Annotated in this window: 14 protein-coding genes and 2 pseudogenes; 9 read left to right on the forward strand and 7 right to left on the reverse strand. The window is 68.6% G+C overall.

Features of this window, described 5'->3' with window-relative positions:
* Positions 1-19: 19 nt before the first annotated feature.
* Complete coding sequence (locus tag OHA58_RS02025) at positions 20-2,374, reverse strand: MGH1-like glycoside hydrolase domain-containing protein (RefSeq protein WP_405475693.1); 2,355 nt, start codon at positions 2,372-2,374, stop codon at positions 20-22.
* Positions 2,375-2,961: 587 nt separating this feature from the next.
* Between OHA58_RS02025 and OHA58_RS02030 the strand changes: the two genes are divergently transcribed.
* The 4 genes from OHA58_RS02030 to OHA58_RS02045 all read left to right on the forward strand — a co-directional run bounded on the left by OHA58_RS02030 (position 2,962) and on the right by OHA58_RS02045 (position 7,588).
* Positions 2,962-6,009, forward strand: coding sequence for a glycosyl hydrolase (locus OHA58_RS02030; RefSeq protein ID WP_405475696.1), 3,048 nt, complete (start codon positions 2,962-2,964; stop codon positions 6,007-6,009).
* 227 nt (positions 6,010-6,236) lie between these two features.
* On the forward strand, positions 6,237-6,830 hold the full coding sequence (locus OHA58_RS02035; RefSeq protein WP_405484698.1) for an IS3 family transposase: 594 nt from the start codon (positions 6,237-6,239) through the stop codon (positions 6,828-6,830).
* Positions 6,827-6,988 (forward strand): hypothetical protein, encoded by a 162-nt coding sequence (locus OHA58_RS02040; RefSeq protein ID WP_405475699.1) that lies wholly within the window; start codon positions 6,827-6,829, stop codon positions 6,986-6,988. The genes OHA58_RS02035 and OHA58_RS02040 overlap by 4 nt, the downstream gene beginning before the upstream one ends.
* 60 nt (positions 6,989-7,048) lie before the next feature.
* Positions 7,049-7,588 (forward strand): winged helix-turn-helix domain-containing protein, encoded by a 540-nt coding sequence (locus OHA58_RS02045; RefSeq protein ID WP_405475702.1) that lies wholly within the window; start codon positions 7,049-7,051, stop codon positions 7,586-7,588.
* Positions 7,589-7,678: 90 nt separating this feature from the next.
* Here the strand turns inward: OHA58_RS02045 and OHA58_RS02050 are convergent, their stop codons facing one another.
* The 4 genes and pseudogenes from OHA58_RS02050 to OHA58_RS02065 all read right to left on the reverse strand — a co-directional run bounded on the left by OHA58_RS02050 (position 7,679) and on the right by OHA58_RS02065 (position 10,727).
* Positions 7,679-8,518, reverse strand: coding sequence for an IS5 family transposase (locus OHA58_RS02050; protein WP_405475704.1), 840 nt, complete (start codon positions 8,516-8,518; stop codon positions 7,679-7,681).
* Between the two features lie 222 nt (positions 8,519-8,740).
* A pseudogene (locus OHA58_RS02055) lies at positions 8,741-9,067 on the reverse strand (VOC family protein).
* Between the two features lie 104 nt (positions 9,068-9,171).
* Positions 9,172-9,387, reverse strand: a complete 216-nt coding sequence (locus tag OHA58_RS02060; RefSeq protein ID WP_405475707.1) for a hypothetical protein — start codon at positions 9,385-9,387, stop codon at positions 9,172-9,174.
* 335 nt (positions 9,388-9,722) lie between these two features.
* The gene (locus tag OHA58_RS02065; protein WP_405484700.1) at positions 9,723-10,727 is read right to left on the reverse strand and encodes a LacI family DNA-binding transcriptional regulator; all 1,005 of its coding nucleotides are present in this window, start codon (positions 10,725-10,727) and stop codon (positions 9,723-9,725) included.
* Positions 10,728-10,981: 254 nt separating this feature from the next.
* Here OHA58_RS02065 and OHA58_RS02070 point away from each other — a divergent pair, with 254 nt between their 5' ends.
* From OHA58_RS02070 to OHA58_RS02090, 5 genes are all read left to right on the forward strand, one after another.
* Entirely contained in the window at positions 10,982-11,908 is a 927-nt protein-coding gene (locus tag OHA58_RS02070; RefSeq protein ID WP_405475710.1) for a carbohydrate ABC transporter permease, read from the forward strand.
* 5 nt (positions 11,909-11,913) lie between these two features.
* Positions 11,914-12,846 carry a carbohydrate ABC transporter permease gene (locus OHA58_RS02075; RefSeq protein WP_405475712.1) on the forward strand — a complete coding sequence of 311 codons (933 nt, stop codon included), beginning with the start codon at positions 11,914-11,916 and terminating at the stop codon, positions 12,844-12,846.
* Positions 12,847-12,911: 65 nt separating this feature from the next.
* Positions 12,912-14,252 (forward strand): ABC transporter substrate-binding protein, encoded by a 1,341-nt coding sequence (locus OHA58_RS02080; protein ID WP_405484702.1) that lies wholly within the window; start codon positions 12,912-12,914, stop codon positions 14,250-14,252.
* 54 nt (positions 14,253-14,306) lie between these two features.
* The gene (locus OHA58_RS02085) at positions 14,307-16,355 is read left to right on the forward strand and encodes a beta-galactosidase (protein WP_405475715.1); all 2,049 of its coding nucleotides are present in this window, start codon (positions 14,307-14,309) and stop codon (positions 16,353-16,355) included.
* A 58-nt stretch (positions 16,356-16,413) separates the two neighbouring features.
* Positions 16,414-18,444 (forward strand): RICIN domain-containing protein, encoded by a 2,031-nt coding sequence (locus OHA58_RS02090; protein WP_405475718.1) that lies wholly within the window; start codon positions 16,414-16,416, stop codon positions 18,442-18,444.
* Positions 18,445-18,801: 357 nt separating this feature from the next.
* Here the strand turns inward: OHA58_RS02090 and OHA58_RS02095 are convergent, their stop codons facing one another.
* Together OHA58_RS02095 and OHA58_RS02100 are read right to left on the reverse strand one after the other, a co-directional pair.
* Positions 18,802-19,215, reverse strand: a complete 414-nt coding sequence (locus OHA58_RS02095) for a low temperature requirement protein A (RefSeq protein ID WP_405475721.1) — start codon at positions 19,213-19,215, stop codon at positions 18,802-18,804.
* 74 nt (positions 19,216-19,289) lie between these two features.
* Positions 19,290-19,912 (reverse strand): annotated as a pseudogene (locus OHA58_RS02100) (RNA-guided endonuclease InsQ/TnpB family protein); the annotation flags it as partial.
* Positions 19,913-19,947 lie beyond the last annotated feature (35 nt).

Here is a 19,947-nt window from a genome sequence, read left to right on the forward strand (position 1 = left end):
GTTCCGAGGGGTACGGGTGTCACAGCTCGACATGGGTCCGTCCCGCACGCACCTGTGTCCGGCTCGGCCGGCCGCGCTCCGGGGACACCTCGATGTCAGCCCGGCCGTCCGCGTTGACGTCGAAGGAGGCCCCGGACGCGCGGAGCAGGAAGTTGCGTACCGCGATGCGCGCACCGGTGGCCCGGAACACGACGCTGCCGTCCCGGACGAGTGTGGTCCGGTTCGGCCCGGCGGAGACGGCATACGTGTGCCCACGTAGTCGCACGTTCGCGATGCTGTTGGTGCCGGGCAGCGAGAGGGTGCCGAACATGATGCCCGACGGGTCGCCTTCCCAGGGGTTGTCGGAGATCAGTTCGTGCAGGCTCTGCACGGCCATGGCGTTGGACCAGGAGTAGGTCCGCCAGGCGGAGTCGACGGCGGAGTCCATGATCGACTGTTCGGGAACGGGGTCGAAGGACTCGGGGAACCAGTTGTCCTTGTCCCAGGCATCGAGGTACATCGCGGTACTCCGGGCGGCGAATTCGCCGGCGACGTCGTCGAAGCCGTACCGCTTGACAGCGTCGTACACGGTGGCATTCATGGGGGGCCACACCGCGCCCTTCCACTGCTCGGGGGCGGTGTCCTCGCCGTATCGGTCGAAGAACTTGAAGTGTTCGGAGCGTGGGTGCACCGGGCCGCCGCTGCAGTAGGCCGGGTCGTTGCGCGCGACGCTGGGGACGGCGTACTCGCCCCAGAACTCCTCCGGGTCGAGCAGGTGCTCCTGCACCAGGATCTTCGCCCGGTCCTGCGTCGCGATGCCGGCGAACAGCGGGTAGAAGACGGTCGGCGTGACCACCTCGTTCCAGGTTCCGTCCAGGTAGCGGCTCAGGTAGAGGCGCCGCTGCGGGTGCCACAGCCTGTCGTTGAGCAGCCGCCGGATCGTCTCGTGTTGCGCGGCGAACCGTGCCGCATCCGCTGTTCTGCCCAGCACTTCGGCCATCTTCGCCAGCGTCTCGGCGAGCAGTGCGTAGTACGAGTTGAGCGCCACGTCGGTGAGGTTGGTGTTGTCGCGGCGGTCCCCGCTGCCGCCCATTTTGGGGATGCGCTGGTAGTCGGCGTAGACGGGGCTGTCGTCCAGCCCGAGGTGGTTGCCCCGGCCGCCGACCCGGTCTCCGAAGTAGGGAGTTTCCAGCAGCCCGTCGCCGTCCGCGTCCCACTCCGGCAGAAGGTCGTAGTAAGCGACGAGCGTGGGGTACGCCTTCTTCAGGACCGCCACCTCGCCGAACTTGGTGTACAGCCGCCAGGCGGCGTACGCGTGCATCGGGCCGGAGTTCTGCTGGTCGTAGCGCGGCCCCTTCAGCGGGACCTGGTTGGGCGGTGCGTCCGCGTCGAAGATGTCCGTCTCGTGCTGGGTGGCCAGTGGCCGGCTCACGAGTGCGGCGTCGATGGCGTCGAAGGCCGAGTCCCACCCCGTGAAGAGGCCGCCCCCGCCGCCCCATCCCCACATCACGAAGGCGCGTTGATGGTTCTTGTCGTAGTTGGTGTTGAGGGACAGCGCGTCGCGCACGGCGTCCGCCGCCCGGCCCGCCGGACCCGAGCCGGTGAGGTTGTCCCTGCGAACCGATGCCTCGGCGGTGGCGAGTACCCGCTCCACCTCATGTGGCTCCGGCGGGTCGAGCCGCGGCGGCCGTCCACCGACGGTGGCGGCGAAGGTGAGGGCCTGCCCCTTGCTCAGCCGGTACCGCAGGGCGGCTGCCGCGGTGCCGGGGGCACCGGTGGTGGCGCCGGTCATGTCGGCGATCATGTCGGCGATCGACGCGTAGCAGCCGCTGCTGTCGGCGGGTTCGGCGGGCGCCAGCCGGAAGTGGCCGGTGCAGGACGTCTGCAGCAGTCCCGGCGCGCTGCCGGTCACGTTCTGGCCGTCCAGCGCGAAGGCCGCGTCCTCGCCCCAGGGCGTCGCGACCTCAAGGAAAACCGTCGTGTCGTCGTCGAGTGCGGTGACGGATCCGACCACGGAACTGCCGTCGTCGGCACGGGCGTAGCGGACCCGGATGGTGTGCTTCTGGCTCTGCGTGTCGTCGTACTGCTTCTGCAGTGACGGCAGTTTCGCGGTGGCGTCGGAGACTTCGGCGGCGGACCACTGCTCCGGGTGTGCGATCACCTCGCGCAGGGCTTCAAGATGCGCCGGTGTGACCTTGCGTTCGTCGGTGCTGACCTGGACCTCTTTGTAGGCGCCGTCGGGTGCCATCGGCCCCATCCGCCAGAGGTTGTTCGTCATCTTCTCGCGGATGACCTTGCCCGTCTCGGTGAGCAGGCCTATGCGGAGCGCGAATCTGGACTCGCCCTCCCCGACGAAGAGCGCGCCTGTCCAGTCCTGGTCCTTGATGCCAGGCATCGCGAACGGTCGTTGCACCGTTGGATACGGCAGGGCCGTCCCGTGGCCTTGAGCGGGGCGCCCCCCGGACGCCGAGCCCGGCGGGGCGGCCTGAGCAATGCCGGAGCCGGCGGCCAGGGCGGCCGTCGATGCGCCGAGTCCGGTGGCGCCCACCGTCCTGAGAAATTGACGTCTGGGAACATGACCGTGCGTCATCTGGCCTCTCGTTTCCGCACACAGGTACAGGTCACCGTCCGGGCATGGAGGTGACCGCCCACGCGACGCGACGCGCGTGACGGCGACCTGACGGACGGAGATGAAATGTTTCACTCGCGGCGTCATTCTCAGCACCCTCCATCGAAACCGTCAACGGGGAGTGCTGTCGTGATTACCGAGACATGAGCTCACTACCTGCAAGTAACCGCTCAATTTCGCTGGCTGAGTGCAGACCCCTTGCTTCCCAAGCCGTAGCGCCCTAACGTCCCGATGCGTTAAAACGATTCAAATCTTCCTCAGAAAGCGTCGACGGTCCATCCGTAGCGGCTTCGCTCATGCGTGCGCCCGGTTGGTTCGTCGGCGTGGCACGTGCAGCAAGGAGAGACACCACGATGAGTGACGCCGACGCCCAGGACGACCACGGCTTTACCCGCCGACGACTGCTGCGGACCGCGGCCGTCGCGGGAGCGGGCACCGCGCTGGCCTGGAGCACCCCAGCCGGCACCGCGCTGGCCGCCTCCCCCGGGTCCGCGGCCTCCCCAGCGTCCGCGGCGTCCCAGGTCGACCGCCCAGGCTGGCTCGCGCACCCCGGACGGCCGGTGCAGCCGAGGTTCCGCTGGTGGTGGCCGGACGGTCTGGTGGACCCGCGCGAGATCAGACGCGAGGTGGACCAGATCGCCGACGCCGGGTTCGGCGGCGTGGAGATCGCCGCGGTCACCCACAGTCTGGACGACAAGACGGTGCTCAACGTGGCCGAGAACGGCTGGGCCACTCCGGTGTGGACGGCCCGCGTCGAGGCCGCCCTGGACCAGGCCGCCAAACGCGGGATCACCATCGACCTCACAGCGGGTCCGAGCTGGCCGACGGCAGTCCCCTCCATCACTGCGGACAGCGAGGCCGCCGTCAAGGAACTCGCCCATGGTTCGGTGCAGGTGGCGGGCGGAGCGACCTACACGGGACCGGTCCCGGCGCCCCTTGTCGCCGCCGCGTCGGGCGTCACACGCCAGCAGCTGGTCCTCGTACAGGCGGCGCGGGTCGACACCGCCAACTCCACGCGCAAGGAGACCGGACTCAGCTTCTCCTCCGTGCGCGATCTGACCGGCCAGGTCGCCGACGGATCCATCAGCTGGACCGCGCCGCCGGACGGCGAATGGGTCCTCATCGCCTACTGGCTGCGCGGCTCCGGCCAGACCCCGGAGTCCGGTCCCCACACCTCCCCCACCGCGTACGTCGTGGACCACTTCAGCGAGGCCGGCGCCCAGGCAGTGATCGACTTCTGGGAAGCGCACATCTTGACCGCCCCGGTACGGAGGCTGCTCAAGAAGGCCGGAGGCGCCCTCTTCGAGGACTCGCTCGAGATCGAGACCGCCGCACTCCAGTGGACCCCCGGCCTGCCCGCCGCCTTCGAGAAGTACTGCGGCTACGCGTTGGAGCCGTATCTGCCCGCGGTGATCCTCAGCAAGAGCAACCAGGTCTTCGCCTTCGACGCCGCACTCACCCGCCAGGTCCGGCACGACTTCTGGGAGACCGTCTCCAGGCTCTTCGACGACCACCATGTCGCGGTGCTGAAGAAGTGGGCGCACTCCCTCGGCCTGAAGCTGCGGATGCAGCCGTACGGACTGCAGACCGACGCGATCGCCACCGCTTCGATCCTGGACATACCCGAAGGCGAATCACTCGGATTCAAGAACCTCGACGACTACCGTTGTCTGGCGGGCGGACGCGACATGGCCGACCGGACCATCCTGTCCTGCGAGTCGGGCGCCTACACGGGAGGCGCCTACAACACGACATGGCAGAAGTTCCTGACCACGATGGGCGGGGCCTACGCGGCCGGGGTCAACCAGACCGTGGTGCACGGTTTCTCGTACGCCACGGCGCCCGGCGTCAAGTGGCCGGGCTACGCGGCGTTCACCCCCTACCACGGCAAGGTCGGTTACGGGGAATCCTGGGGACCTCGGCAGCCGACCTGGCAGCATGTCCCGGACATCTCCGGCTACCTCAGCCGCATCCACCAGGTTCTGCAGTCCGGCACCGCCCGAGCCGACGTCGCGGTGTTTCGCCAGACCGGGTACACCGCGACCGGGATCGGCGCCTCGTGGTTCACCGCGAGCGGCGTTCCGCTCGGCTGGACCCACCAGTTCATCAGCGCCCCACTGCTGGAACTGCCGGGCGCGAAGGTTTCGGGCGGCCGGCTCGCTCCCCAAGGCCCCGCCTACAAGGCGCTGTTCATCGAGGGTGACTTCTTCTCCGGTTCCGCCTGCACACTCCGGGTGCGGGACGCTGAACGGCTGCTGGACTTCACCAAAGCCGGCCTTCCCATCGTCATGCTGGGCGCCTGGGACACCGCGACGGTGCCCGGCCTGCCCGCCGACGGCGAGAACGAGCGACTGCGGACGGTCATCGGCGAGCTGCTCACCCAGCCCCGGGTGCACAGGGTGTCGGCCAAGGCCGACGTCCCGGCGGCCTTGGCCGACCTGGGTGTACAGCCGGACGTCCGGTACGCGACTGCTTCCACTCTGCTCAATGCCCATCGGGTCGCCGACGGCATCGACTACTACTACCTGTGCAACGGCAAGCACGCCGAGAACGTGAAGCCACCGGTCGCCCCCATCGACCACGAGGTGACTCTGCGCCGGACCGGACACGACGGCGTCCCCTATCTGCTCGACCTGTGGACCGGGGAGGCTCGGCGCATCGGCCGGTACGCGGAGGACGGCGACTCCATCCGGCTGCGCGTGGCCCTCCACCCAGCCGAGACGCTACTCGTGGCCATCGGCCGGCCGGGCCTGTTCGGCGACCGCGGCGGCAAACAGCCGCACGCCGTGAGCAGCCAGGCCGAATCCGTGCAGTTCGTGCACGGTGAGCTGACGGTCCGCCACTCAGCCGCCGGCACCTTCGACACCGTACTGTCCCAGGACACTTCCACAACGACCGTCAGCACCACGATCGGTGAGGTGCCGGATCCCAGGGTGCTGTCGGCCTGGCAGTTGCACGTGGAGGACTGGCGACCGGGAGGTGCTCCGACCACGACCACCGTGACGGGGCACGACCTGAAGCTCGACACTCTTGCGCCCTGGTCGCAGCTGGAGGGCCTGGAGGACGTCTCTGGGGTGGGCCGCTATCGCACCACCGTCACCCTGGAACGGCCGTGGACCGGCGGATACGGCGCCTACCTGGAACTGGGCACGCCGAGCGGCACCTGCCGCGTGACCGTCAACGGCAGACAGCTCGACCCCGTCGACCAGATCAACCCAGTGGTGGACGTCGGCCCGTGGCTGAAGCGAGGTGACAACACGATCGAGGTGGAGGTGGCATCCACCCTCGCCAACCGGCTGCGGGTGAGCGACCCCGATGTCTACGGCGGGCTCGCTCGCCAGCAGTACGGCCTGACCGGCCCGGTCCGCTTGGTGCCGTACGGACAGGCCCGCGTCGGCTGACAGCCTCGGGGCACGCCCGGGCCTCTCGTGATCAGCAGGGGTGACGACAAGCCGACTCCCCGTAGGGCGCCAAAACTACGTCACCGCGGCTGACCTTGAGCGATGCGCCAAGCCACGGGCTGGGCATGATCAGACTCGTGCCCGTACGGATGATCTACCTACTCGCCACCCGAGTCTTCGCATGGCTGGCCCTGCTCTGCCGATCTACCGCGACCAAGAACGCCGAGATGCTCGTCCTGCGGCACGAGGTCACGGTGCTGCGCCGACAGGTCGCCACTCCAAAGCCCAGCTGGCCAGACCGGGCGCTGCTGGCCACGCTCGCCCGGCTCCTGCCCCGGCCGCTCCGCGGCCACCGGATCGTCTCCCCACGCACGCTCCTCGCCTGGCACCAGCGTCTGATCAGACGAAAGTGGACCCAGCCGTCTTCCCCAGGCCGTCCGCCCATATCCGATCAGCTCCGTGAGCTGACCATCCGGCTCGGCACCGAGAACCCCCGATGGGGCGCCCGCCGCGTGCACGGGGAGCTACGGCGCCTCGGACACAAGGTCAGCGCAGCCACCGTCCGCCGCACCCTGCGCGCTGCCGGGCTCGGCGCCGCGCCACGACGGCGCACGGCGCACGGCGCACGGCGCACGGCGCACGGCGCACGGCGCACGGCGCACGGCGCACGGCGCACCGGGAATGGGCCGCCTTCCTCAAGACACAGGCCAGCGGTCTGCTCGCCACCGACTTCTTCCACCTCGACATCATCGGCCCGCAGCGGCTCTACGCCCTGTTCGTCATGGAGGTCCGCACCCGCACCGTCCACATTCTCGGCGTGACCGCCCATCCGACCGCGGACTGGGCCACTCAACAGTTCCGTCATCTGCTGTGGCAGCTCGGAGACCGTGCCGCGCAGTTCACCCATCTCATCCGGGGTCGCGACGCGAAGTTCGCCGCCACCTTCGACGCCGTCTTCGCCAGCGAAGGCACTTACTGAGTTTTTCGTTGGGTTGTCGTGGGTGGTGACGGGGGTTGATCCCCGCGGTATGCCGTAGATATGCGATACGCGCAAGGTGGTGGGCTCGGTCCCAGGGACCAGGTTGCGCGAGAGCGGATCCGGATGCTCGCAGCTCAGGGGTTCGACAGGGGTGAGAAGAACAGGGTGATCGCGAAAGAGCTCCGGGTCAGCGTCCGTTCGGTGGAACGCTGGAAGCGGGCCTGGCGCGAACAGGGCACTGTGGCCCTGTGTTCCTCCGGTCCGGCCAAGCGGCTGAAGGTCTCTGCGGAACAATTCTCCCTTCTGGAAGCCGAGTTACTGAAGGGGACCGTGGCCCACGGATGGCCGGACGAGAGATGGACCCTGGCCAGGGTGGCGGTCCTGATCGAGCAGGAACTCGGCGTGTGGTTGTCGGTGCGTGGGGTGTGGGAACTGCTGCGGCGGCACGGCTGCTCCTGCCAGCAGCCGGCCCGGCGGGCGGCCGAGCAGGACCGGGCGGCGGTGGCCGGATGGGTGAAGGAGACCTGGCCCGCGGCAAAGCCACCGCGGCGGCGCTCGGGGCATGGATCGTCTTCGAGGACGAGGCCGCTGTCTCGATGACGCCGCACCGGGCCCGCACCTGGGCTCCTCGCGCACTGAGAGGGCGTTTCGTCCCATTGTTTCATCCCGATTTGCTGGGTTGAGTGTGGTTCATGCTCCGCGCCATGTGGGAGTGGATTCGGCGGTGAGTCTGCGGGTCATGAGGTTGATCATCGCGAGGCGGATTATGGCTTCGGAGCGGTGTGGGTGGGCTTCGTAGTCGCGGGCAAGGCGTCGGTGGTTCATGAGCCAGCCCAAGGTTCTCTCGACGGTCCAACGGCGGGGCAGGACGGCAAATCCCTTGGTGGCGTGGTCGCGGCGGACGATGTGCATGTCGATGCCCAGGGTGGCGGCGTGTTCGACGAGGTGCTGGCGGTAGCCGCCGTCGACCCAGGTCTTGCGGACGGCGGGATGCTCGGTGGCGATCCGTTCGATGAGCGTCTGGCCGGCGATGGAGTCCTGCACGCTGGCCGCGGTGACGAGGACTCCGAGGAGGAGCCCGACGGTGTCGATGACGATGCTGCGCTTGCGCCCGACGATCTTCTTGCCGGCGTCGATGCCCTGCTCAAAGGCAGGCACGTTAGTGGAGGTCTTGATGCTCTGGGAGTCGATGACACACGCGGTCGGCTCCTCCTCCCGGCCTTCCTGCCTGCGGACTTGCCGGCGGAGGAGACTGTTGAGCTGGTCGAAGACACCCTCTTCCTGCCAGCGCGCGAAGTAGGCATAGACCGTGTTCCAGTGCGGATAGTCGTGCGGCAGGTAGCGCCAGGGAATCCCGGTCCGGTTCACGTAGAGGACCGCGTCCAGCAGGCTCCGCAGGTCGTGGTCCGGCGGCCGGCCGATGTCCAGGCCGCGGCCGCCGCGCTCGGACCGCCACGCTGTCAAGACCGGCTCGACCAACTCCCACCGGGCATCGGACAAGTCACTGGGATAGCGGCGACGTTCAGGCATGAATCCGAGCTACCCACTGACCACCCGGCAGGCCCGGGCGCAGACACCGACGCCCGAAGCACACGGCACATAGCCCGGCGCCTTGGGATGAAACAGGAGCAGCCATGCCAACACGGCGCCGAAGTCGCGACTCCTACACCACCGTTCAGACCAGCCTCAGTAGCCACAGACAAGTCGACTCCCAAACTCGCTAATAACGGCCTAAATGTGGGTTAAACGCCCTCATAGATCGAATACACAGAAGAGGTTGCCGTCCGGATCGGCGAGAACAACGAAGTCAGGATCCGGCGGGTAAAGATTCCATTCGACGGCCCGTGCACCATGTGAGACAAGCGCCGCTGGACCTCTGCCTCCTGTTCCTCCGTGGTAGCGGTGAAGAGGTCCAGGTGAAGACGAGGACGTGGCTCCGCCTGCGAGGTGCTGTACATCAGACCGAGGGCCCTGCCGGTGCTATCGGCGTGATTGAGCGCCTGCCACGTCTCGCTCTTCCTCGGTGGCGACCACGTCCAACGCCTCCGCCCAGAACGCGACTGCGCGGAAATCAGGCAACTACCTGGGTCTCGGACTCGCATCCGCCTCTGCTGCGAGAAACGGCTCCTCAACCTCACAATGTAGGACACGGTCTTACTACCGTTCGACGGCCCATCAGAGGGTCAGTCTGACTCCTGTCGAAGGATGCGGCGAGCCGCCTCAGCCTCGGCTGCCGGCGGGGACAGCTCGTCGAGGACATCAAGCTCGTCGTCCCCCTCCAACTCCCGTTCCCAGGCTGCGGCGAGCTGCTCCTGCTCCTCCCCGGGCCTGGCCACGACTGTCTCTCTGTCCTCAGGCGCCAGTGCCGCCAGGAAGCGTGAGACTGAGTCGTTCGGCATGCTAAACACCCTTCGCTGGGCATGGTGCTGGTCCGGGGCTCAGCATGATCAATCAGTCCGGCGATCGCGGCCCGACACAGCCGCAGCACACCCGGATGGCGCCATCTCGTTGTAGACGCTCCGCCAGTTGCCGTATTTCTCGGGCAGATGAATTCACTGCGTTCCGGGGTCTGGAACCTGAAGGCGATCGCATCGATCACCTCACGGTGATCCCGCCAGCGACCACCCCGCTTCGGCGTCCGGACCGGACCGGGAGCAACGGCTCAATCCGCGTCCATTGCACGTCAGTCAACGGCACACCCGGACCAACGACCAGCTGATCCAAACGAAACTGCCTAGCCCCGGCCGCCTTCTCGCGACGGCGGTCGCCCCGTGCTCTCCCGCACCATCAGCCGCGTCGGCACCAGCGTGGTGCCCCGTTCCGCGTCGCCCTGCCTGACCTGACGCAGTGCGCTCTCCACGCAGCGGCGGCCGACCTCGGCGAAGTCTTGGTGGACTGTGGTGAGCGGCGGCTGGAACGAGCCAGCGTCGGGGATGTCGTCGAAGCCGATGACCGAGACGTCCTCGGGGACCTTGCGGCCTCGATCTGCCAGAGCCCGCAGCAGGCCGAGCGCCATCTGGTCGTTCGCCGCGAACACCGCGGTGCAGTCGCCCTGTTCAGCCAGGCGCAGGCCCGCGCGGTAGCCCGAATCGGCCGACCAGTCGCCGCGCACCAGCGGGGGGACCGCGCGGCCCGCGGCCTCAAGTGCCTTGCGCCACGCTTCCGTTCGGCGCTGCGCCGCGAATGACTCGGAGGGGCCCGCCAGATGCCAGACCGTGCGGTGGCCGAGGCCGAGGAGGTGGCGTACCGCGTCGCCGGTGCCGCCCGCCTGATCCGTGTCCACCACCGCGTAACGGTCACCGGCGTCCGAGTCCGCGACCACGACCTTCACGTGCGGCGGCAGCGTGAGACTCGCCGAGTCGAGCAGATGGACCTCCATGATGACGATGACCGCGTCCACCGCCAGTTCGCCGAGGCGCGAGAACGCGCCGCGCACCTCGTCCTGGGTGGGCACCGCGACCGGGAGGAGCGTGACCGCGTAGCCCTCCTGCGCGGCCGAGGTCGCGATGGCCTCCAGCGTGCGCATGTTGCCCGTCGTGGAGAGCGTGAACGTGATCACGCCGATGGTGCGGAAGTCGCCCCGCTTCAGCGCCCGCGCCGCGCTGTTGGGGCGGTAGCCGAGCTCCTTCATCGCGTCGAGGACCCGCTCGCGCGTCTCCTCGTTGACGCCGGGAAAGCCGTTCGAGACGCGGGAGACGGTCTGGGACGAGACACCCGCAACCCGGGCGACGTCGGCCATCGACGCGTTCTGTGTGCGGCGCCGGGCGTCGGTCCTGCCGCGCTCCGGGGCGCTGTGCGTTGCTCCCACCGTTGGCCTCACCAGTCGAGTTGATCGTTCACGGGCGACTCTTGACCGTCCTCTGCGGGGCAGTGTAGACATGCCGCCACCGAATGTTTACGCAAACATAACACCAGTCGGTCGCTTGCGCGCCGGAATGTTTACGCAAACATCCGAGCACCATCCGCGAGGCACGTACGAGCGAGGGACGCGAGATGACGACGCTTCAACCGCCGGCCGCCGCAAGGCCACGACCGGCCGGGCCACCGGTACGCAGGGCGCGCCGCTCGTGGACGGGGTGGGGGTTCATCGGCCCCTTCGTGCTCGTCTTCGCCCTGGTCTTCCTGGCGCCGCTTGCGTACTCGGTCTATCTGAGCCTGTTCCGCACACAGCTCATCGGCGGCACCACCTTCGTGGGCCTGGACAACTACCAACAGGCCCTGCAGGACGGCCAGTTCTGGGACGGGGTCGTCCGCGTCGGACTGTTTCTGCTGATCCAGGTGCCGATCATGCTCGGCATCGCCTTGCTCGTCGCCCTCGCGATCGACAGCGGCCGCCTCTACGGCAAGGACTTCTTCCGGATCACCGTCTTCCTGCCCTACGCGGTACCCGCCGTCGTCGCGACCCTCATGTGGGGCTTCATGTACGGCACCCGCTACGGCTTGGTCGGCGACGTCAACGACGCGTTCGGCGTGAAGCTGCCCGACCCGCTGTCCGCCGACCTGGTCCTCGCGTCCATCGGCAACATCGTGACCTGGGAGTTCGTCGGCTACAACATGCTGATCTTCTTCGCCGCGCTGCGCGTCGTACCGCACTCGCTGTACGAGGCGGCCGAGATCGACGGCGCCGGACAGTGGCGCGTCATCACGGCCATCAAGCTCCCCGCGATCCGCGGCGCCCTCGTCATCGCCACGATCTTCTCGATCATCGGCAGCTTCCAGCTCTTCAACGAGCCCGCCATCCTCCAGAAGCTCGCGCCGAACGCGATCACCACCGACTACACCCCGAACTTCTACACGTACTCGCTGTCCTTCGCGGGCCAGCAGCAGAACTACTCCGCGACGGTCGCCATCGTCATGGGCATGATCACGATGATCGTCGCCTATGTGGTCCAGCTGCGCGGCATGCGCAAGGGAGCGTGAGCGCGATGACCACCACCACCGGCTCCGTGCGGCCGACGGCACCGCTCGAGTCCGCCGCCCCGCGCCTGCGCACCGTGCGGCGCCGCACACCCAGGCGCCCCCGGCGCAGCGTCCTGCTGACCGTGCTCACCGGCGCCGTCCTCGTCTACAGTCTGCTGCCGCTCGTGTGGCTCCTGATCAGTGCCACCAAGTCCCAGCAGGGCCTGGCCCGTTCGTTCGGCCTGTGGTTCGACGGGAACTTCGACCTCTGGCACAACATCGGCGAGACCTTCACGTACCAGGACGGTGTCTTCGGCCGCTGGCTCCTCAACACCCTCCTGTACGTGGTGGTGGGCGCGGGCGGCGCCACCTTCCTCGCGGTCCTCGGCGGATACGCGCTCGCCAAGTTCGCCTTCCCCGGCAAGCGCGCCGTGTTCGCCGTCGTCATCGGGGCGGTCGCGGTGCCGGGCACGGCCCTTGCCGTCCCCACGTTCCTGATGTTCAGCAAGATGGGGCTCACCGACACCCCGTGGGCCGTCATCATCCCGTCGCTGATCTCGCCGTTCGGCCTGTATCTGATGTGGGTGTTCGCCACCGAGGCGATCCCCACCGAGCTGATGGAGGCCGCCCGCATCGACGGCGCGAGCGAGCTGCGCACCTTCTTCCAGGTCGCCCTGCCGCTGCTCGCGCCCGGCACCGTCACCGTCCTGCTCTTCACCACGGTCGCGACCTGGAACAACTACTTCCTGCCGTTGATCATGCTGAAGGACCCCGACTGGTATCCGCTCACGCTCGGCCTGGACTCCTGGAACAAGCAGGCGCAGACGGCCGGCGGCGAGGCCATACCCCACCTGGTGCTCACCGGCTCACTGCTCACCATCGTGCCGCTGATCGCCGCCTTCCTGCTGCTCCAGAAGTACTGGCAGTCCGGTCTCTCCGCCGGAAGTGTCAAGGAGTAGGCGCAGCACCGCAGTTCACGCCCCGTACACCCTCTGTAGGACCACGAAGAAGTGGAAGCATGCCCATGCCCAAGAACTCCCGCCGCCTGCTGCGCGGCATAGGTCTCCTCTGCGCCCTCGCCCTCGGGGCCACCGCCTGCGGCGGCTCCGACAACGACACCTCGAGTGACAAGCAGGTCAGTTCGGCCGACATCCAGTCGGCCCTCAAGAAGGGCGGCACCGTCACGGTGTGGGCGTGGGAGCCCACCCTGAAGCAGGTCGCCGCCGACTTCGAGAAGAAGTACCCGAAGGTCGACATCAAGCTGGTCAACGCGGGCACCAACAACGACCAGTACAAGGCTCTGTCGAACGCGATCTCGGCGAAGAAGGGCGTCCCGGACGTCGCGCAGATCGAGTACTACGCGCTCGGCCAGTACGCCCTGACGAAGCAGATCACCGACCTCAAGGCGTACGGCGCCGAGAACCTGGCGGACTCGTACTCGCCCGGGCCGTGGAACTCGGTGAAGTCCGGCGCCGGCGTCTACGGCCTGCCCATGGACTCCGGCCCGATGGCGCTCTTCTACAACAAGAAGGTCTTCGACAAGTACAAGATCGCCGTCCCGACGACCTGGGACGAGTACGTCGAGGCCGCCCGCAAGCTGCACAAGGCCGACCCGAAGGCGTACATCACCAGCGACGTCGGCGACGCGGGCCTGACCACCAGCCTGCTGTGGCAGGCCGGTTCGCACCCGTACAAGGTCGACGGCACCAAGGTCGGCATCGACTTCACCGACGCGGGCGCGAAGAAGTACACCGACACCTGGCAGAAGCTGATCGACGAGAAGCTCATCGCGCCCGTCACCGGCTGGACCGATGACTGGTACAAGGGCCTCGGCGACGGAACCATCGCCACGCTGCCCACCGGCGCCTGGATGCCCGCCAACTTCGCCTCCGGCGTGAAGGGCGCCTCCGGTGATTGGCGCGTCGCCCCCATGCCGCAGTGGGAGAAGGGCGCGAACACCAGCTCCGAGAACGGCGGCAGCTCGCTCGCGCTGCCCGAGCTCGGCAAGAACAAGGAACTCGCCTACGCGTTCGTCGAGTACACCAACTCCGGTGCGGGCGTGCAGACCCGTATCAAGAACGGCGCGTTCCCCGCGACGACGAAGGACCTGAACTCCTCGTCGTTCCAGAACACCGAGTTCCCGTACTTCGGCGGCCAGAAGGCCAACAAGGTCTTCGCCGAGTCCGCGAAGAGTGTGCCCACCGACTGGAAGTACCTGCCGTACCAGGTGTACTCCAACTCGATCTTCAACGACACCGTCGGCAAGGCGTACGTCTCTTCGACCAAGCTCACCGCCGGGCTGAAGTCCTGGCAGGACGCGTCCGTCAAGTACGGCACCGAGCAGGGCTTCACCGTCGAGAAGTAGCCCGCCGCCTCCCGCGACCGTACCTGTGGAAGACCGCTCCCCGAAAGGACGCGCATGACCGCCCCCCTCACCTCCCGTTTCCCGTACGCGAAGGGCTCGGACGGCACCCGGCGCCTCGGCTACGGAGCCGACTACAACCCCGAGCAGTGGTCACGGGAGGTGTGGGCGGACGACATCCGGCTGATGCGTGAGGCCGGGGTGAACGTCGTCTCCCTCGCCATCTTCTCCTGGGCGCGGCTCCAACCCACCGCCGACACCTGGGACTTCGGCTGGCTCGACGAGATCATGGACCTGCTGCACGCGGGCGGCATCGGCGTCGACCTGGCCACCGCCACCGCGTCGCCGCCGCCGTGGCTCACCACCGCGCACCCGGAGATCCTGCCGGTGACCGCGAGCGGCGAGACACTGTGGCCGGGCGCCCGGCAGCACTGGCGGCCCACCTCGCCCGTCTTCCGCGAGCACGCCCTGAACCTCGTCCGCCGCCTCGCGTCCCGCTACGCCGACCACCCGGCCCTGGTCGCTTGGCACGTCAACAACGAGCTGGGCTGCCACAACGTCTACGACTACTCCGACGACGCCGCCCGCACCTTCCGGACCTGGCTGCGCCGCCGCTACACCACGCTCGACGCCCTCAACAACGCCTGGGGGACGGCCTTCTGGTCCCAGCGCTACAGCGACTGGGAGCAGCTACTGCCGCCGCGGCTCGCCGCCTCGCACCCGAACCCGACCCAGCAGCTCGACTTCAAGCGCTTCTCGTCGGACTCGCTCAAGGACCACCTGCTCGCCGAGCGAGAGATCCTGCGCGAGCTCACCCCGGACACGCCGGTCACCACCAACTTCATGGTGATGCCGGGCACCAAGGGCATGGACTACGCGGACTGGGCGGACGAGGTGGACTTCGTAGCCAACGACCACTACGTCACCCCCGGACCGCAGGACCGCGACGAACTCTCCTTCTCCGCCAACCTCAGCAGCGGCATCGCGGGACACCGCCCCTGGTTCCTGATGGAGCACTCCACCAGCGCCGTGAACTGGCAGCCCGTCAACCCACCCAAGACGCCTGGAGAGCTGGCCCGCGACTCGCTGCTGCACGTCGCACACGGCGCCGACGCCGTCTGCTTCTTCCAGTGGCGCCAGTCGGCAGCCGGAGCCGAGAAATACCACTCGGCGATGGTCCCGCACGCCGGAGCCGACAGTGAACTCTTCCGCTCCGTCGTCGAGCTGGGCCGCACCCTCGACGCGCTCGCCCCCATCGCGGGCAGCGAGCGCGAACCCGCCCGTGTGGCGATCCTCTTCGACTGGGACTCCTGGTGGGCCGGCGAGCAGGACTCCCACCCCACCTCCCGCCTCGACTACCACCGCGAGGCCCTCGACTGGTACTCGGCGCTGCTTCGTCTCGGCCACCGCGCCGACGTGGTGCCCGCCCACCGCACCGACCTGTCCGCGTACGACGTCGTCATCGCGCCCGTCCTGCACGTGGTGCCACAACCGCTCGCCAAGGAACTCACCCGGTACGTCGAGGGCGGCGGCCACCTCGTCACCACGTACTTCTCCGCGATCGTCGACGAGAACGACCACGTCTGGCTCGGCGGCTACCCGGGCGCGCTGCGCGACGTCCTCGGCATCCGCATCGAGGAGTTCGGGCCACTGCTCGACGGCGACACCGTCGAGCTGGACAACGGCACCACCGGCAGCCTGTGGACCGACCGGATCTCCGTCACCGGCACGGACGTCGAGGTCCTGGCGGGCTACCGCACCGGCACGTACGCGTCGCGCCCTGCCGTCACCCGGCGCGGCACGGGCCGTGGCTCGGCCACGTACGTGTCCACCCGGCTCGGCGTCGACGGGCTGACCGTGCTGCTGCCCGAGCTGCTCGCGCCTGCCAAGGTGGCCAGCGAACTCCCGGAAGACGCACGGGGGTTGGTGGAGCACGTCGTGCGGCGCGACACGGAGTACCGCTATCTGTTCCTGGTCAACCGGAGCGACGAGCAGGTGGCGCTGCCGGGTCTGACCGGTGACGTGCTCGTCGCGCCGCGGACCGAGGGCGACGGCCTCGTCCTGGCGCCCCGCCAGGTCGCCGTCCTGCGGCAGTCCGCCTCCTGAATCCACCCGCTCTCGCACCACCGACACCCCGCCCACACAACGACATTGGGAGCACACGTTGGCGCGCTTGACCCGCAGACGGTTCATCGGCATCGCCGCGGCCACGGCCGCGGCCGCAGGAACCCAGCTCTCAGCCGCACCGCTCGTCGCCGCGGCCGCCGGCGCGACGGTCACGGTCACCCCCGACCCCTCGTACCGGCACGAGCGGTTCGAGGGGTGGGGCACCAGCCTGGTCTGGTTCGCGAACGCGACCGGGCACTACCCGGACGAGATCCGCGAGCGGATAGCCGACCTCGTCTTCGGCCGTGACGGCCTCGCCCTGAACATCGCCCGCTACAACATAGGCGGCGGCAACGCCCCCGACGTACCGGACTACTTGAGGGCGGGCGGCGCCGTCGAGGGCTGGTGGAAGGCGCCCGAGGGCACCACCCGCACCGACACCGACTGGTGGGACCCCGACAACGGGGAGCACTGGAACGGGGACGCCGACGCCACCCAGCGCTGGTGGGTGGACCGGATCAAGAAGGACATCACCCACTGGGAGACGTTCTCCAACTCGCCGCCGTACTTCATGACGGTCAGCGGCTATGTCTCCGGCGGCTTCGACGCGTCGAGAGACCAGTTGAAGGAGGCGTCCGTCGACGACTTCGCCACCTATCTGGCCGGGGCGACGCGGCGCCTGGAGAAGGCGCACGGCATCAAGGTGAAGACCGTCGACCCGTGCAACGAGCCCAACACCAGTTACTGGGGTACGAAGTTGGGCGCCGACGGGAATCCGACCAGTGGCCGTCAGGAGGGGTGTCACATCGGCCCCGCCCTCCAGCAGAAGATCGTGCCCGCGCTCGACGCCGCGCTCAAGAAAGCGCGGACGACGGCGGTCGTCTCAGCGATGGACGAGACCAACCCGACGACCTTCGCCACGAACTGGACCAGCTACCCGGCCGACGTGAAGAGCCACGTCGCCCAGATGAACGTCCACACGTACGGCACCGGCGGCCGGACCTCCGTCCGCGACCTCGCCAAGGCCGACGGCAAGCCGCTGTGGATGAGCGAGGTCGAGGGCGACTGGGGCGACGGCCAGTCCTTCACCGACATGCGGCCCGGACTCGGGCTCGCCCAGCACATCGTCGACGACCTGCGCGAACTGGAGCCCAGCGCCTGGGTGTTCTGGCAGCCCGTCGAGGACTGGGACAACATGAAGCCCGGCGGGGAATCCGCCAAGGGAGGCAACTGGGGCGAGATCCAGGTCTCCTTCAGCGCCGGCCCCGACGACACCCTGGAGACCTGCCCGGTCCACACGAACACGAAGTTCGACACCGCCCGGAACTTCACCCACTACATCCGTCCCGGCGACCACCTCATCAAGACCGACGACACGAGCAGCACCGCAGCCGTCACCCGTGGCGGCAACGGCGCCACCGTCGTCCACGTCAACAGCACCACGTCCTCCCGCACGGTGACGCTCGACCTGTCGAAGTTCGCGACCGTACGCCAGGGCGCGACCGTCACCCCGGTCGTGACCAGCACGGACGGCAAGCTGGCCGAGCAGACGCCGATCGCGGTGACGGGCCGTACGGCCACCTTCACGGTGCCCGCGCAGTCGGTGACCACGTTCGTGATCAAGGGCGTGTCCGGGGTCACGAAGGACGCCGCGACGCTTCGCAAGGGACGCGCGTACGAGCTGACCGGCGTGCAGAGCGGCAAAGACCTCACCGTCGCCGACGGCGCCAGCACACTCGTCATCGAGTCGGGGACGGGCACGGCCGGTCAACGGTGGCGGCTCGCGCAGATCAACGGCGAAGGACCGGCGAACCGCAGGCGGCACGTCTTCACCAGCGCCGCCGACGGCAGGCGGCTCGCCATCCGCGACGGTGCGCCGATCGTCGAACCCGACACGGACGAGCGGGACGCGGCCGCGCAATGGATCATGTCGACGACGGGCGACGGCACGTACACGCTCGTCAACGCCGGTACGGGCCGCCTCCTCGAGGTCGGCGGACAGGCCACGCACGAGGGCGCGCCCGTCGGGACCTGGCAGCCCAACTCCGGTTCCAATCAACGGTGGAAGGTCACCGACGTGACGTCCTGAGGACCGCGGCGGCGCGCCCCACGGCCTAGTGCCGTGGAGCGCGTCCCTCGCGGGGTTGCTCCGCTGTTGCCACCTGCTCCCGAGCGGCAAGCCGACGCCGTCCGGGACGGTTGCGCGTTCCCGACCGGGCAGCGCTGGCCGACGTGATGTATGTGCTGCGAACCCAGGCAGGGTGTCGGCGGGCAGGCCGGGCCTCCATGCCGTGCACCGGTGACGGTCCCGGTACACGGCCGGAGAACATGGTGCCGGCAGGACGATCGCAGAGACCGTCTGAGCGGGTCGTCCCGGTGGCTTTTCCAGGAGGCCCCCGGTGCGCATGTGCGCACCGGGGGCCTCCGCCGTACCCGGGGCGCTGCCCTAGAGGCCGAGGCAGCGGCGGTGGGCCGGGGTCTCGGCCACGACCGACGCGGCGAGCAGGGCCGCGAGCGCGGCGAGGACACCGGCCACGGGGGCGTGACCGGCGAGGGGCAGCAGGCACAGCGCCGCGCCCGCGGTCACCAGCCGGATGAGTACGACGCGGTCGCAAGGGCCGGTGAACGCGGCACGGACCATGGCCGTCGCCATGAGGAACAGGGCTACGCCGCCCAGGACGCAGCCTGCCAGGGGCGCGGCGATATGGCTCCCCGACCCGGCGACGGCCGCGCCCACCGCGCCGCCCGTGACCGCGAGTCCCAGCTGGACCGGGAGATGGCCGAAGACGTAGACGTGCATGAGCCGGCCGCCGCGCGCGAGCGCCTCGTGGGCGCCGGGCCTGGTGCCGCTCGCAATCAACTACCCGGTCGTGAACGACCGGGTTTGCTGCTCGAGTCATCACTGGCTGTGATGGGTTCGGCTGCGTCCAGTTCTCACACGATGAGGGTGAGTTCGGGGGCCGTTGACCGGCCCCCGCAGACCCACACGTACCACCCACGGTGGGCGATGTTGTGGGACGCGTTGTGGTCTGCGTGATCAACGAATCCGCAGACCCGGCACGAGAAACAGGCCTGGGAGGGCCGGTTGCCGCGTGCGGTGTGATGACACTTCGAGCATCCTGGCTGGTGTAGGCCGGATCGACGTAGACCACCGGCACCCCGGCCCGCTTCGCCTTGTAGGCGATGAACGATCCGAGCTGGGCGAACGGCCAGGAGTGGATCTTGACGCGTTGGGGCTTTCTCAGCCGTGCCCGCTCGCGAATGCCCTTCAGGTCTTCCAGGGCGATCCCGCGACCGGTGCGTTCAGCCTCCGCCACGATCCGCTTCGAAATCTTGTGGTTGATGTCCTTGGCGCGCCGGGCTTCCTTGCCCGCGTACTTCTTCGCCCGCCGCTTGGCGGACTTGGTGTTCTTCTTCTGCAGCTTGGAACGCAGCTTGCGATCCTGTTCCCGCTTGCGGTAGACGCGGCGACCGCAGTGTCGGGCCCCGTCAGAGGTGACCGCGATGTTCACGATCCCCAGGTCCACCCCGAGGAAGCCGACCGGATCACGAGGGGGCGAGCACCCCGCCGACCGCGCCCGCCCTGCGCACG

This window comes from Streptomyces sp. NBC_00009 (assembly GCF_045040855.1).
GTDB classification, from domain to species: domain Bacteria; phylum Actinomycetota; class Actinomycetes; order Streptomycetales; family Streptomycetaceae; genus Streptomyces; species Streptomyces aureus.

What these genes read in the sequence shown, in the direction of transcription:
- OHA58_RS02070 (WP_405475710.1), top strand. Translation starts at nt 10,982, where the DNA reads ATGACGACGCTTCAACCGCCGGCCGCCGCAAGGCCACGACCGGCCGGG.
- OHA58_RS02025 (WP_405475693.1), bottom strand. Translation starts at nt 2,374, where the DNA reads ATGCCTGGCATCAAGGACCAGGACTGGACAGGCGCGCTCTTCGTCGGG.
- OHA58_RS02060 (WP_405475707.1), bottom strand. Translation starts at nt 9,387, where the DNA reads ATGCCGAACGACTCAGTCTCACGCTTCCTGGCGGCACTGGCGCCTGAG.
- OHA58_RS02050 (WP_405475704.1), bottom strand. Translation starts at nt 8,518, where the DNA reads ATGCCTGAACGTCGCCGCTATCCCAGTGACTTGTCCGATGCCCGGTGG.
- OHA58_RS02045 (WP_405475702.1), top strand. Translation starts at nt 7,049, where the DNA reads ATGCGATACGCGCAAGGTGGTGGGCTCGGTCCCAGGGACCAGGTTGCG.
- OHA58_RS02080 (WP_405484702.1), top strand. Translation starts at nt 12,912, where the DNA reads ATGCCCAAGAACTCCCGCCGCCTGCTGCGCGGCATAGGTCTCCTCTGC.
- OHA58_RS02030 (WP_405475696.1), top strand. Translation starts at nt 2,962, where the DNA reads ATGAGTGACGCCGACGCCCAGGACGACCACGGCTTTACCCGCCGACGA.
- OHA58_RS02065 (WP_405484700.1), bottom strand. Translation starts at nt 10,727, where the DNA reads ATGGCCGACGTCGCCCGGGTTGCGGGTGTCTCGTCCCAGACCGTCTCC.
- OHA58_RS02085 (WP_405475715.1), top strand. Translation starts at nt 14,307, where the DNA reads ATGACCGCCCCCCTCACCTCCCGTTTCCCGTACGCGAAGGGCTCGGAC.
- OHA58_RS02035 (WP_405484698.1), top strand. Translation starts at nt 6,237, where the DNA reads ATGCTCGTCCTGCGGCACGAGGTCACGGTGCTGCGCCGACAGGTCGCC.
- OHA58_RS02075 (WP_405475712.1), top strand. Translation starts at nt 11,914, where the DNA reads ATGACCACCACCACCGGCTCCGTGCGGCCGACGGCACCGCTCGAGTCC.